The following is a 13255-nucleotide window of genomic DNA, read 5'->3' as shown; positions in this document are numbered from 1 at the left end:
GGACGGCGTCGGCGCCTCAGGCCAGGCCGAGGTCCCCGAGCCGGTAACCGGTGATGTACGGCAGCCCCGCGTCGGCGATCGCCGACTCCGCCCCGCGGTCGACGATCGTGGCGACCGCCACCACCTCGGCGCCCGCCTCGCGCGCCGCCTCGACGGCGGTCAGCGGCGAGCCGCCGGTGGTGGAGGTGTCCTCGACCACCAGGACGCGGCGGCCCGTGATGTCCGGGCCTTCGATCCGCCGCTGCATTCCGTGCGTCTTCTGCGCCTTGCGTACGACGAACGCGTCCAGCCGGCGGCCGCGCGCCGCGGCGGCGTGCAGCATCGAGGCCGCGACCGGGTCGGCGCCGAGCGTGAGCCCGCCGACCGCGTCGTAGTCCAGGTCGGCGGTGATGTCCAGCATCAGCTGCCCGACGAGGGGCGCGGCCGCACCGTCGAGGGTGATCCGGCGCAGGTCGATGTAGTAATCGGCCTCCTTGCCGGAGGAGAGCGTCACCTTGCCGTGCACCACGGCCTTGTCCTTGATCTGCTGCAGCAGATCGCCGCGTACGTCGTCAGTCATGCGCACGAGCTTAGATCGTGTCCCGGGCCCCGGCCGGTCGCCGGGGTTCAGGACAGGGCGCGCCAGCTCCAGGTGGTCGAGATCTCCAGCGGGTCGATGGGGGTGACCAGGCGCGGCATCGTGTTGAGGCCGTTCGGCGGGCCGGACTGCGGCTCCACGCAGACGGCCTCCTCCTGCTCGTCGTAGACCACGACCCACTCGGCGCCGCTGGTGACCTTCAGCTCCAGGCGGCCGGGCCAGGTGAGGGTGACGTCCACACCGTCCGGCATGCCGAAGCAGTCGTCCCAGGGGCCGGGCTGCGGGTCGATCCGCCGGCCGGTGGGCAGGTGGTCGTCGCCCCGCTCCTCCTGCCAGGCGGGGGCGAAGTCGATCCGTACGTCGTCGCCGCCCGGTCCGTCCCCGTCCAGGCTGCGCAGGAACCACGGGTGCCAGCCGGCCTGGGCCGGGAAGGAGTCGGCGCTCGCCTCGATGCCCATGGTCAGGGTGAGGGAGCTGCCGTCCTCGGCCAGCTGGACCAGCTGGGTGACGCGGCCCGGGTACGGCCAGGGGGTGGCGGCCGGGTCGAGGAGGTCGTAGGTGAACGCGGCGCCGGCGGCGTCCGTGCGCGCCGTCGTCCAGGCGACGTTGCGGCCGGTGCCGTGGATCGCGTGCGGCGGGGAGTTGACCGGCATCCGGTGCGTCTCGCCGCCGTTGCGGAAGCGCCCGTCCTCGATCCGGCCGCACCACGGCACCATCGGGAAGGAGCCGTACTTGGCGCCCTGCCGCAGCAGTTCCGTACCGCCGATGCGCAGGCTTGCGAGCCGGCAGCCGTTGGCGGGGTCCACGGTCACTTCGGCGTCGCCGGCGGTCAGCCGCACCTGGCCCTGCGCGGCGTTTCGCGTGTCGTTGTCACTCACGGTCCGACCCTAACCGGGAGCCGGCGCGGTACGGCGGCGTGGCAGGCGCGGTGTCGCGCGCGGCGCGGACGGGCCACGTACCCGCATCGGGCCACGCCCCCGCACCGGTCGGCTCAGCGGCGGCGCCGCAGTACGCGCCCCACGACGACCGCCGAGGCGAGCGCGAGGGCCGCGGCCGGTGCCGCCCAGCGCAGGGTGGCGGAGGTGGTCGCCGCCTGCGGGGCGGGGACGGGGGCGTACCGGCCGCGCGGCGGTGCGTGGTCGACTTCCTCGGCGCTGCGGCCGATCATCGTGCGCCGCGCGTGCGCGGCCTCGGCGGGCGGGGTGCCGTCCTGCTCGTCGGCGTCGGCGAGCGGGTCGAGCGACGGCGGCGGGACCTCGGAGTCGAAGACGGTCGCGGCGGCGGGCGGCGCGGCCGGTGTGCCGCTGTCCTCGGCGGCCGGCGAATTGTCGGTGAGGTCGGCGGCGAGGTTGGCGGCGAAGCGGTCCAGGACGCGGCGTCCGGCGGACTCGGCCGTCTGGTCGCCGGCCTCGGCGAGGCGGCCCGTGCTGGTGACCGTACCGGCGCACCGCAGGACGGTCGCGGCGGAGTCGTCGGGCGCGGCAGCGAGCCGTACGGTCAGGGACAGCTCGGCGGAGCCGTCACCCCGCGACTCCATGCCGCTCGCCTCGACCAGGACCGTGTCGGCGCCGCGGCCGGTGACGGTCAGCGTGCCGCGGTAGGTGATGGTGGAACTCCCGATGCGCAGCCGCAGCCGCCCGCCGGGGGTGCCGGGGTCCGCGTCGGCGTCGAGTTGGCATCCGGGGATGCAGCGCGCCACGCGCTCCGGCTCGGTCAGCGCCTGCCGCACGGTCTCGACGGGAAACGGAACGTACACCTCGTGCTCCATGGCATGGGAGCCTACCCAGCCCTCCCGGCCCACGTGCCCGGCCCGGCACCATTTTTCTCCCGCGGGCGAACGCGGGAGCGAAAGCAGAACGCCGCCCCGGGCTTCGGTACGAAGCGCCCGGGCCGGTCTCAGTCCAGGTACCGCGGATGCATCAGCGTCGACGGCGGCAGGCCGGGGATGCGGGTGCCGGTGAGGGAGCGGGCGGCGGCCTGGAGGGCGGCGGGGGTCAGGGAGTGGAGGGCGGGGGTGTCCGGGGAGAGGGTCAGGCGGGGTGGCTGGTGCGCTGCAAGCAGGAAGCCCCAGCCGCAGGCGGTGCGGTGGGTGGCCGGGCGGTCCGGTCCGCAGGAGCGTTCCGGCGCATCGGTGCGGGGCGGGGTCCGGGGCACGGTCCGCCCGGGGATGCGGTACGGGACGGTGCGCAGGCCGGCGGCCCGTACGGTCGCGTCGACCGTCCAGAACGCACGCGGCCGGGAGGCGGGCTCCCCGGCGTGCACCGCCAGCCGGCCGCCCACGGCCAGCGCGCGGGCGGTGAGGCCGTAGAACTCCTGTGAGTAGAGCTTGGTACTGGCTGTGCTCACCGGATCGGGGAGGTCGGCGATGACGACGTCGTACGGGCCGCCGTTGCGGTCCGCGGCGCCGCCCCGCCGCAGCCACTCGAACACGTCACCCGCGACCACCCGGACCCGTGGGTCGTCCAGTGCGTGCCCGTTGAGCGCAGACAGCCCCGGGTCCGTGCGGGCCAGGTGTGCCACGCCGGGGTCGAGTTCGGCGACCGTCACGGACGTGACGCCGGGGTGGCGCAGCACCTCGCGGGCGGCGAGGCCGTCGCCGCCGCCGAGCACCAGGACCCGGCGGTGCGGACCGCCGGCCATGGCCGGGTGCACCAGCCCTTCGTGGTACGGGCGGTCGTCGGCCGCGCCGGCACGCAGCCGGCCGTCCAGGTAGAGCCCGAGCGGCCCGCCGGTCCTCCCGGCCGCTGCGCCGCCCTTGCCGTCTCCCGGCCCGGGCCGCTCGCGTGGGGACGCGTCCCGGCCCGACCTGTCCACGTGATTCCCGGTGGCCCCGGCGCTGCCCGTGCCGTCCGGGCCCGCACCGCCCGTGATCACGACTTCCTGGATGCCGGTACGCACCGCGACCCGCGCCGCCGACCCGTACACCGCGTCCCGCGCGGCCCGTTCGAAGGGGGACACCAAGGCCGTCCCGGCGGCGAGCAGGGCCAGCACCAGCACGTTGGCGGCGATCAGCGCCCAGCGGGCCCGTACGGACAGGTCGCCGCGGAAGAGCCAGAGCACCAGGCCGCCGCCCGCCGCCGCGTTGACCGAGCCGGTGAGCAGCGCGCCGGAGACCTGACCCAGCACCGGCAGCAGCAGGAAGGGAAAGGCGAGGCCGCCGACCAGGGCGCCCACGTAGTCGGCCGCGAACAGGTCCGCCACCGCGCCCCCCGCGTCCTGGCGGCGGACCCGCTGGATGAGCGTCATCAGCAGCGGCACCTCGGCGCCGATGAGCATGCCTATGGCCAGCGAGAAGGCGACCAGGACGGAGCGGGACTGGCCGAACCAGGCGTAGCAGGCGTAGAGCGCCATCGCGGAGAAGCCGCCGACGAGCGCGAGGACCGCCTCCAGCGCGCCGAAGCCGACGGCCGCCCGGCAGCGCAGCCGTTTGGCGAGCAGCGATCCGATGCCCATCGCGAAGACCATGACGGACAGCACGACGGAGGCCTGGGTGACCGAGTCGCCGGTCAGGTAGGAGGCGAGCGCGACCAGTTCGAGTTCGTAGACGAGGCCGCAGGCGGCGCAGACGAAGGCCGTGGCCAGGACGAACAGCCGGCCGAGCCCGGCGGGTACGGGCAGCCGTGCCGGACGCTCCGCCTCGGGCGGCACGGGGGAACCGCGATGGACTGGATCAGGCGGATCGATCATGTCGTGCAACGCTACGTGACGGCCGGATGGCCCTATGTCACCCACACGAGCGTAGTGCGCGTCCCACACGGGCGACTTGGAGCACGACGGGCACGCGGCCGGCCCCGCGAGCCAGTAGGAGCGCCCGCGGATATCGCGGTCGAAGGCTGCGCAGTCGCCGTCCCCGTCGCCGACAGGGCGGTCGCCGTCGCCCGTCAGATGGCCGCCGCCATCCGGACGCCCACCCGCGTACGCGTCGCGACCAGCCGCCCTTCCTGCGGATAGGCGTGCCAGGTACGCCAGCGCACCTGACCGTCCTCGCGCTGCGCCAGCATCGCGGTGAACGCGTGCGGCGAACCGGGGAATGTTCCGGCAAGGCCGAGGGGGTGCTCGGCGACCAGGGCGAGCAGCTCCTGGGCGCGCCCGGCGAACGAGCCCTGCGAGAGCGTCTCGACGTGGGCCGCGAATTCATACTCCCAGTCGCCAATGCGTTTCGCCACGCCGAGCGGAAGCGGGGTGCTGCTGCCGGGTATGCAGGCGACGGTCTCGGAGCAGGTGCCGCGCTCCTCCTCCAGGAGCACCTGGTGGGAGGCGCCGAGCAGCCTCAACTGAACGCGGGCGTCGCCGAGTTGCAGGTCGAGCACGGCCAGGGCCGGCAGCGGCTCCCTGCCGAGCGCCCAGGCCAGGTCGGATGCGCGGGTATCGGTGTAGGCCGTTTTCAGGGTCGTGAGCATGGGTCGGCTCCGCAAGCACGCAGTGGATGGTGGGCCGGCCTGCCCCGGAGACGGGATCAGGGTTACGACTGTCTGCCGGCTCGTGCCCACGTGGGGTCCGAGAACTGGGATTCTCTAAGGAGAGGGAATCATGAAACGAGCGGGGCCCACAGCGTTTTTACCCATCTTCGCCGGGTTTCCATCCCTCAGAGGGCCACTCAGTTCAGTTGTTCAACAACCCACCTCTCAGCGGGCGTTGACCCTGCTGGGCGCATATGCGGACCGGCATGGGCCCCATGCATGTCTACGGGGCAGCAACGCTGCCGGGACCACCCCCGGCCCCTCCCGGAACCGGCCCCCGGACTGCCTCAGGAACCGCCCCCACCGCAGCCGCCACCACCACCGCAGGACGACGACGAATGGTGCCCGCCACCACCCCCGCCGCAGGAGGAGCTTCCGCCGCAGGAGGAGTGGCCGTGGTGGTGTCCGCCGCCCACGCCCGGGTCACCGGCCACCCACCAGCCGGTGCCGTCCCGCCCGCGCTTGCCGAGGCTGCGGCGGCCGCCGCCGTCGCGGCTCTGCGCCGCCGTGGCCACCAAGGCCGCGACCACCACACAGATCACGAGGAAGACCACAAAACCCATCGTCGCCCCACACTCCTTTCCGTCCCCCGAAGCGAGGCACCCGCTCCGCCCGGCGCCGTGTCCCGCGGCCCGGGCGGAGCGCTGTCGTACGTGTCGTCCGTGTCCTTCGATCCCTCTCCGGTCCGCGCTGATCCACTCCGGTTCCGGCGACCTCTTTCGGGCCGTCCGGTCCCGCGCCGTGTCATCGGTGCGGGGCTCCTGCCCGGGCTGGCCGGGCCGCAAAGCACAGTTGAGGAAGTCCAGAGGTTCGGCGGAGGATGGCGGACATGTCACGACCGCTGCTCAACCGCCGCCTCGCCGAGTTCGGTACGACGATCTTCGCCGAGATGTCCGCACTCGCCGTACGCACCGGATCGATCAACCTGGGACAGGGTTTCCCCGACACCGACGGACCGGAGGAGGTCAGGGAGGCGGCGGTCCGCGCACTGCGCGACGGACGCGGCAACCAGTACCCGCCGGGCCCCGGCGTCCCCGAACTGCGCGCCGCCGTCGCCGCGCACCAGCACCGCTTCTACGGCCACCTCGGCGTCGCGTACGACCCCGACACCGAGGTCCTGGTCACCGCCGGCGCCACCGAGGCCATCGCCGCCTCGCTGCTCGCCCTCCTGGAGCCCGGTGACGAGGTCATCGCGCTGGAGCCGTACTACGACTCGTACGCCGCGTGCATCGCGATGGCGGGCGGCACCCGCGTCCCGGTGACGCTGCGCCCGTCCGCGGAGGACGGCACGTACGCCCTGGACCTCGACGAACTGCGGGACGCCGTCACCGACCGCACCCGCCTCATCCTCCTCAACACCCCCCACAACCCCACCGGCACCGTCCTCGACCGCGCCGAACTCACCGAGATCGCCCGCCTCGCCGTCGAACGCGACCTGCTCGTCATCACCGACGAGGTGTACGAGCACCTCGTCTACGAAGGCGAGCACATCCCGCTGGCGTCCCTGCCCGGCATGCGCGAACGCACCGTCACCATCGGCTCGGCCGGCAAGACCTTCTCCTTCACCGGCTGGAAGGTCGGCTGGGTCACCGCGAGCCCGGAGCTGGTCGGCGCCGTCCGCTCCGCCAAGCAGTTCCTCACGTACGTATCCGCCGGGCCGTTCCAGTACGCGGTCGCCGAGGCACTGGCCCTGCCCGACAGTTACTACACCGGCCTGCGCGACGACCTGCGGGCCAAGCGTGACCTGCTGGCCGACGGCCTCGCCGCCGCCGGGTTCCGCGTCTTCCGCCCGTCCGGCACGTACTTCGTCACCACCGACATCCGCCCCCTCGGCGAGGAGGACGGTTTCGCCTTCTGCCGCGCCCTCCCGGAACGGGCCGGCGTCGTGGCCATCCCCAACGCCGTCTTCTACGACCACCAGGACCAGGGCGCCCCGTACGTCCGGTTCGCGTTCTGCAAGCGGAGGGAACTCTTGGATGAGGCAGTAGCCCGCCTCAAGCGGCTTACGCCCTGACGGGCGTCGGATACATGTACTGAGGGGTCACAGGGGCCCGGGCTTGCGCGAGAGACCATCGCCCCTGGACCAACCCCAGGTCATTCGGTGTCCTTCGGGTGCTGTGGGGAGGCGTACACGAGAATCACTGTGGACGTCTCCACGCTGACCAGGTAGCGGACCCGACCGCCGCTGGTGACCTCGTACTCCCACTGCTCCAGATCGGAGCCTTTCCACGCCTTGGTCGCATGCCTTCCGCGTAGCTGGTGCTGACGGCTCCAGTTCGACCGGCTCAGCGGATCGGCGCGCAGTGCGTCCAGGCAGCGATGCGCGCTCGGCAACGCCACGCGGCACAGTTCTTCCCAGCCCGTCACCGCCTCCGTGGTGCCGAAGACGACGTTCCACCCGTTGAGGGGCGGAACGCTGACTCGATCCCCTTTCTTCGGGCTCACCCACACACCTCGACCTGACCGAGGTCATCACCATCGAGTGGCCGCAGCGAATCCCTGAGCTGGTCGGGATCGGCATTGATGCGAGCCGTGGCGCGCCAGGAGACGATCGCGCGGTGCACGGCCTCTCCCGCCCCTAGTTCGGCGGCGTCCGACAGGGCTTCCAGAAGCTCGACGGTGAAGGACCGGACCTCTTCCGCGTCCAAGTGCCGCACCCAGGGGAACACCTCAGGCAGCGCGAGAAGCAGCGACTTGGCACCGTCGTCCTGCTTCATCAGTGCGAGGAAAAGCCGTGAGGCAGTGGTCAGATTCTCCTCGGCGTGCTCCGCGCGCACAGCCGTGGTCAGCACCATGTCCGGCGCGTCCCGATGGGTGACGCGAAGACGTCCCAGGGCGGCAGCTCTGGCCGCTACGCCTTTGGGGTTACGGGAGAGGTCGGTGAAGGAGACGGATTCCGTTTCTGCTTCCAGACGCACAGTAGACATAATCAGAGCGTACTCAGATCGTGCTCTGAGTTCTAGTCCAAGGGGCTCGCCTGTCAGCGCGCACGCCTTCCCTTTCTGCAAGCAGGAGAAGATCCTCCGGGAAGCGGTCGACCGCCTGCGCGGCCTCTGACGGCACGGCCCGTCGCGCGCACCCGAAGGCCACCCGGTCGGCCTACCGGGGTCGCGGGGCGGCCGGACGCCCCCGAGAGTCGTGGTGTCGGGGTGCGCCGGGCGCGCGAGGGCCTGGTGTGTGGCTGCCGCGCGCGTACCGGAGGTGTTTCGTGTCCGCCGAGACCGTCGACACCGCAGCCGCCGCGGCGCCACGGCCCGGTTCCGTACGCGTCCACGTCCGGGCCGCCCTGCGCCGCGCGGCCCCCGCCCTCGCGCTGTTCGCGGCCGTCCGCTGCGCGGGCGTCCTGTGCACGGCGCTCTGGGCATGGCACACCGGCCGCCACCCGCGGGACCTGCTCGGCGCCACCTGGGACTCCAACTGGTACCTGAGCGTGGCCCGGTACGGCTACGGCTCCCCGACGCCCCACCACATGTGGCCGCCGGACCCCCTCGCCGACCTGGCCTTCTTCCCCCTGTACCCGGGGCTGATCCGCGGCGTGTCCGCCGTCCTGCCGGTCGGTGCGCTCGACGCCGGGCTGCTGCTCGCTTGGGCGGCCTCGGCCCTGGCCGCCTGGGGGATCTTCGCGGTCGGCGCGCACCTGTACGGGCGGCGCGCGGGCACGTTCCTGGTGGTGCTGTGGGCCCTGCTGCCGCACGCCGTCGTCGAATCGCTGAGCTATACGGAACCGCTGCTCACCGCGTCGGCCGCGTGGGCGCTGTACGCCCTGCTCACCGGCCGTCCACTGTGGGCCGGCGCCCTGGCGGTGCTCGCCGGACTGGCCCGGCCGAACGGCCTCGCGGTGGCCGCGGCGGTCATGGCGGCAGCCGCCGTACAGACCTGGCGGCGCGGGCAGGACCCGGACGGCGGACCCGTACCGCGGGAACAGGCGGCCGACCGTCCACCCCGGAACCGCCGCCCCCTCTGGCCCTACTGGACCGCGGCCCTGATCGCCCCCGCGGGCTGGCTCGGATACGTCCTGTGGGTGGGTGTCCGGACCGGCGCGGGACCGCGCGGCTACTTCCAGGTGCAGGAGATCTGGGGTTCCCGTTTCGACTTCGGCCGGGACGCCCTTCGGTCCGTGAAGCGGCTGTTCCTGCACGACGCGCCGCTGGCGCAGTACATGGCCGCCGCGGTCGTCGCCGTATCGGTCCTGCTCCTCGTCCTGCTGGTGCTGGACCGGCCGCCCCTGCCGCTGCTCGCCTACACCGCGGTGCTGGTGGCCATGGCCCTGGGCGGCACCGGCTACTTCCCCTCCAAGCCACGGTTCCTGCTGCCGGCCTTCCCGCTGCTCGTCCCGGCGGCGGTCGCGCTGGCCCGCGCCCGCCCACGCGCCGTCGTCCTGGCGACGGGCTCACTGGCCGTGCTCTCCCTCGGCTACGGCCTGTACCTGCTGACGATGGCGCCCGAGCCGCTGTGAGCGGCCGCGCCAGGAAAAACGGCGACGGGCCCCGGAGCACATCGCTCCGGGGCCCGCCTACGCCTGTGGTCCACGCGGGAGGCTCACGCCTCCGCGTCACCCGGCTTCTCGTCGCCTTCACCCTCGACGTCGGCCTCCAGGCCGAGCTGCTCGACAATCCACTTGTCGAACTCGATCGAGGCGCGGACCCAGCTGACCGTGCTCGACACGAAGTGCTCAAGGGCGACGCCGGTACCGATCAGCATCGACGCCTCGCCGATCAGCCGGACCGTGCCGTCGTCGTGGGTGTGGGTGTAGGCCTTGGGCCACAGCGTCCGGCGGTTCCAGTCGTCGAGCGCCTCCAGCAGCTTCGGCTTGTCGTCGATGCCGTGCGGGCGGTCGTAGAACGTGCGGACGGAGAAGATCTGCTGCTCCTCCTCGCCACGGAACATGAAGTACGTGCGGAACTGCTCCCACGGGGCGGCGAGGTCACCCTCGTCGTCGACTACGTACTTCAGCTCCATCTGGTCGAGGAGCTGCTTGACCAGGTCCTGGTCGGGCAGGACGGGACCATCAGGCCCCGACGGCTGCGGTTCGGGCTGGCCCCCGAAATTCGGGATCGAGGACGGGTCGATGCTCACCGTGGAATTCCCTTCGTATGGTCTTCGCCATCCTCCCCCATCCCGGCCCCGTCATGGCAAGCCCGCCGCCCGCTCTCCGCTGCGGGCTGAAGACCCGGAGGGAGGAACGGCGGGCCGCCCCGTGCGACGGCGGCCGGCTGCCGGCGGTCCGCCTCGGCCGTCCGGCCCCGGCGGTCCGGTGCGGCTCACCGTACGGGACCGACCTCCAGCGACCTGCCGTCCGCGGCGACATCCACCCGTACGGTGTCGCCGTCCAGCACCTCGCCCGCCAGGATCGCCTTGGCGAGCTGGTCGCCGATGGCCGTCTGGACCAGGCGGCGCAGCGGGCGGGCGCCGTAGGACAGGTCGGGCCCCGAAGAGACGGCCTGCGGCCGGTCGACGACCGGTTCCTGGCCGAGCCAGGCGAGCCAGGTCAGGGCGCGGTCGGTGACGTCCAGGGTCAGCCTGCGGTCGGCGAGCCGGCGCTGGAGGTGGTCGAGCTGGATGCCCGCGATCCGCTGGAGCTGGTCGGTGCCGAGCGGGTGGAAGACCACCAGGTCGTCCAGCCGGTTGAGGAACTCGGGCCGGAAGGACGCCCGTACCGTCTCCAGCACCTTCTCCTTCTTCTGGTCCTCCTTCAGCAGGGGGTCCATCAGGAAGGTGGATCCCAGGTTGGAGGTCAGGATCAGGATCGTGTTGCGGAAGTCGACCGTACGGCCCTGGCCGTCGGTGAGCCGGCCGTCGTCCAGCACCTGGAGCAGCACGTCGAAGACCTCGTGGTGGGCCTTCTCCACCTCGTCCAGCAGGACGACGCTGTACGGGCGGCGGCGGACCGCCTCGGTGAGCTGGCCACCCTCCTCGTAGCCGACGTAGCCGGGCGGGGCGCCGACCAGCCGGGCCACGCTGTGCTTCTCGCCGTACTCGCTCATGTCGATGCGGACCATCGCCCGCTCGTCGTCGAAGAGGAAGTCGGCGAGCGCCTTGGCCAGTTCGGTCTTGCCGACGCCGGTCGGGCCGAGGAAGAGGAACGAGCCGGTGGGGCGGTCCGGATCGGCGATACCGGCGCGGGTGCGGCGCACCGCGTCCGAGACGGCCCGGACGGCCTCGGCCTGCCCGATCAGCCGCTTGCCCAGCTCGTCCTCCATGCGCAGCAGCTTCTGCGTCTCGCCCTCCAGCAGGCGCCCGGCGGGGATGCCGGTCCAGGAGCCGACCACGTCCGCGATGTCGTCCGGACCGACCTCCTCCTTGACCATCGAGGACTTCGCGTCCTGGGACGCCTCCTGCTCGGCCTCGGCCGCCGCGGCCTCCTCCAGCTCCCGCTCCAGGCCCGGGATCTCCCCGTACAGCAGCTTGGAGGCGGTGTCGAAGTCGCCGTCGCGCTGGGCGCGCTCGGCCTGGCCGCGCAGCTCGTCCAGCTTCTCCTTCAGCTCGCCGAGGCGGTTGAGGCCCTGCTTCTCCTTCTCCCAGCGGGCGGTCAGGCCGCGCAGCTCCTCCTCCTTGTCGGCGAGGTCCTTGCGCAGCTTCTCCAGGCGCTGCACGGAGCCGGCGTCGGTCTCGTTCTTGAGCGCCAGCTCCTCCATGCGCAGCCGGTCGACGGAGCGCTGGAGTTCGTCGATCTCCACGGGCGAGGAGTCGATCTCCATACGGAGGCGGGAGGCCGCCTCGTCGACCAGGTCGATGGCCTTGTCGGGCAGGAATCGGGAGGTGATGTAGCGGTCGGAGAGGGTGGCGGCGGCGACCAGCGCCGAGTCCGCGATCTGCACCTTGTGGTGGGCCTCGTAGCGGCCCTTGAGCCCGCGCAGGATCGCGACCGTGTCCTCGACGGTCGGCTCGGCGACCAGCACCTGCTGGAAGCGCCGCTCCAGGGCCGGGTCCTTCTCGATGCGCTCGCGGTACTCGTCCAGGGTCGTCGCGCCGACCATGCGCAGCTCGCCGCGGGCCAGCATGGGCTTGAGCATGTTGCCCGCGTCCATGGCGGAGTCGCCGCCCGCGCCGGTGCCGACGACCGTGTGCAGCTCGTCGATGAAGGTGATGATCTGGCCGTCGCTGGACTTGATCTCCGCCAGGACGGTCTTGAGCCGCTCCTCGAACTCGCCGCGGTACTTCGCGCCCGCCACCATCGCGCCCAGGTCCAGCGCCACCAGCCGCTTGTCGCGCAGCGACTCGGGGACGTCGCCCTTCACTATCCGCTGCGCCAGGCCCTCGACCACGGCGGTCTTGCCGACGCCGGGCTCGCCGATGAGCACCGGATTGTTCTTCGTACGCCGCGAGAGCACCTGCACCACGCGGCGGATCTCCTGGTCCCGGCCGATGACCGGGTCCAGCTTGCCCTCGCGCGCGGCCGCCGTGAAGTCCGTGCCGAACTTCTCCAGCGCCTTGTACGTGCCCTCCGGGTCCGGGTTGGTGACCCGCCGGCCGCCCCTGCTGTCCTCGAAGGAGCTCAGCAGCTTCTTGGCCGTGGCGCCCTGCTCCGTCAGCAGCTCGCCCGTACGGCCGCCCTTCGCGGCGATGCCGATGAGCAGGTGCTCGGTGGAGACGAACTCGTCGCCCAGCTCCTTCGCGCGCTGCGCGGCGTCGGCGATGACGGCCAGCGTGTCGCGGTCGGGCTGCGGCGGGGCGACTGTGGAACCCTGCACGCTGGGCTGTGCGGCCAGCAGGCGCCCGGCGCCGGAGCGCAGCGCGGCGGCGTCCGCCCCGACGGCGGCCAGCAGGTCGGTGACGTTCTCGTTGTCCGCGCCGGCGAGGAGGGCGAGCAGCAGATGCGCGGGGGTCATGTCCGCGTGTCCCGCCGTCACCGCCCGCTCGTTGGCGGCGCTCAGCGCCTCGCGGCTCTTGTTGGTCAGCTCGGCGTCCACTCGCGCGCTCCTCCTTGGGCTCGGGTGCGTGATCGGTGCCATGGTCCGGCAGCGAAACCTGCTCAACTCAACGTCCGATAAGTTGAGTCTATTCCACTCAACGCGGTTTCGGGGACTTCCCCGGTGCCTTCCGGCCCTTCTACGGGTGCACCGGGTGGCACGGACCATGCCGCCGTGCCGCCAACCGGTCCTCGCGGAGGCGCTCTCCGGTCCGCCGTACGGGCACCGCCGCTGCCCGGCCGTCCCCGCCCGACCTGCCTCCGTCGTCCCGATCCGGACCGTCCGCCGCCGCACCGGAACCGGTCGGC

12 protein-coding genes are annotated in these 13255 nt (G+C 72.6%); 2 read left to right on the top strand and 10 right to left on the bottom strand.

The window, feature by feature from the left end; translation table 11 throughout:
* Nucleotides 1-16: 16 nt before the first annotated feature.
* The 6 genes from pyrE to ACZ4Z1_RS36125 form a co-directional block, all read right to left on the bottom strand.
* A complete protein-coding gene (pyrE, locus tag ACZ4Z1_RS36150) occupies nucleotides 17-559 on the bottom strand; it encodes an orotate phosphoribosyltransferase (protein ID WP_468490909.1) in 543 nt (180 codons plus the stop codon).
* A gap of 47 nt (nucleotides 560-606) precedes the next feature.
* Nucleotides 607-1455 (bottom strand): aldose epimerase family protein, encoded by an 849-nt coding sequence (locus tag ACZ4Z1_RS36145; protein WP_468490908.1) that lies wholly within the window; start codon nucleotides 1453-1455, stop codon nucleotides 607-609.
* 113 nt (nucleotides 1456-1568) lie between these two features.
* The gene (locus ACZ4Z1_RS36140) at nucleotides 1569-2345 is read right to left on the bottom strand and encodes an SRPBCC domain-containing protein (protein ID WP_468490907.1); all 777 of its coding nucleotides are present in this window, start codon (nucleotides 2343-2345) and stop codon (nucleotides 1569-1571) included.
* 128 nt (nucleotides 2346-2473) lie between these two features.
* Nucleotides 2474-4264 (bottom strand): spermidine synthase, encoded by a 1791-nt coding sequence (locus ACZ4Z1_RS36135; protein WP_468490906.1) that lies wholly within the window; start codon nucleotides 4262-4264, stop codon nucleotides 2474-2476.
* A 194-nt stretch (nucleotides 4265-4458) separates the two neighbouring features.
* The gene (locus ACZ4Z1_RS36130) at nucleotides 4459-4977 is read right to left on the bottom strand and encodes a DUF2617 family protein (RefSeq protein WP_468490905.1); all 519 of its coding nucleotides are present in this window, start codon (nucleotides 4975-4977) and stop codon (nucleotides 4459-4461) included.
* Between the two features lie 347 nt (nucleotides 4978-5324).
* A complete protein-coding gene (locus tag ACZ4Z1_RS36125) occupies nucleotides 5325-5600 on the bottom strand; it encodes a hypothetical protein (RefSeq protein ID WP_468490904.1) in 276 nt (91 codons plus the stop codon).
* Between the two features lie 266 nt (nucleotides 5601-5866).
* On the opposite strand from ACZ4Z1_RS36125, the gene ACZ4Z1_RS36120 reads away from it, so the two are divergent.
* The gene (locus ACZ4Z1_RS36120) at nucleotides 5867-7051 is read left to right on the top strand and encodes a pyridoxal phosphate-dependent aminotransferase (protein WP_468490903.1); all 1185 of its coding nucleotides are present in this window, start codon (nucleotides 5867-5869) and stop codon (nucleotides 7049-7051) included.
* A gap of 80 nt (nucleotides 7052-7131) precedes the next feature.
* Here the strand turns inward: ACZ4Z1_RS36120 and ACZ4Z1_RS36115 are convergent, their stop codons facing one another.
* Together ACZ4Z1_RS36115 and ACZ4Z1_RS36110 are read right to left on the bottom strand one after the other, a co-directional pair.
* On the bottom strand, nucleotides 7132-7482 hold the full coding sequence (locus ACZ4Z1_RS36115) for a hypothetical protein (protein WP_468490902.1): 351 nt from the start codon (nucleotides 7480-7482) through the stop codon (nucleotides 7132-7134).
* Entirely contained in the window at nucleotides 7479-7955 is a 477-nt protein-coding gene (locus ACZ4Z1_RS36110; protein ID WP_468490901.1) for a prevent-host-death family protein, read from the bottom strand. Before ACZ4Z1_RS36110 ends, ACZ4Z1_RS36115 begins: the two co-directional genes overlap by 4 nt.
* A 290-nt stretch (nucleotides 7956-8245) precedes the next feature.
* Between ACZ4Z1_RS36110 and ACZ4Z1_RS36105 the strand changes: the two genes are divergently transcribed.
* The gene (locus tag ACZ4Z1_RS36105) at nucleotides 8246-9493 is read left to right on the top strand and encodes a hypothetical protein (protein ID WP_468490900.1); all 1248 of its coding nucleotides are present in this window, start codon (nucleotides 8246-8248) and stop codon (nucleotides 9491-9493) included.
* Between the two features lie 83 nt (nucleotides 9494-9576).
* Here ACZ4Z1_RS36105 and ACZ4Z1_RS36100 read toward each other — a convergent pair whose 3' ends face one another.
* Both ACZ4Z1_RS36100 and clpB read right to left on the bottom strand, forming a co-directional pair.
* Entirely contained in the window at nucleotides 9577-10113 is a 537-nt protein-coding gene (locus tag ACZ4Z1_RS36100; RefSeq protein ID WP_406523087.1) for a YbjN domain-containing protein, read from the bottom strand.
* Nucleotides 10114-10298: 185 nt separating this feature from the next.
* A complete protein-coding gene (gene clpB / locus ACZ4Z1_RS36095; protein WP_468490899.1) occupies nucleotides 10299-12947 on the bottom strand; it encodes an ATP-dependent chaperone ClpB in 2649 nt (882 codons plus the stop codon).
* Nucleotides 12948-13255 lie beyond the last annotated feature (308 nt).

This window comes from Streptomyces sp. NPDC030165 (assembly GCF_055573595.1).
The sequence above is the reverse complement of the archived record's forward strand: the minus strand, read 5'-3'. Positions and strand labels throughout refer to the sequence as shown.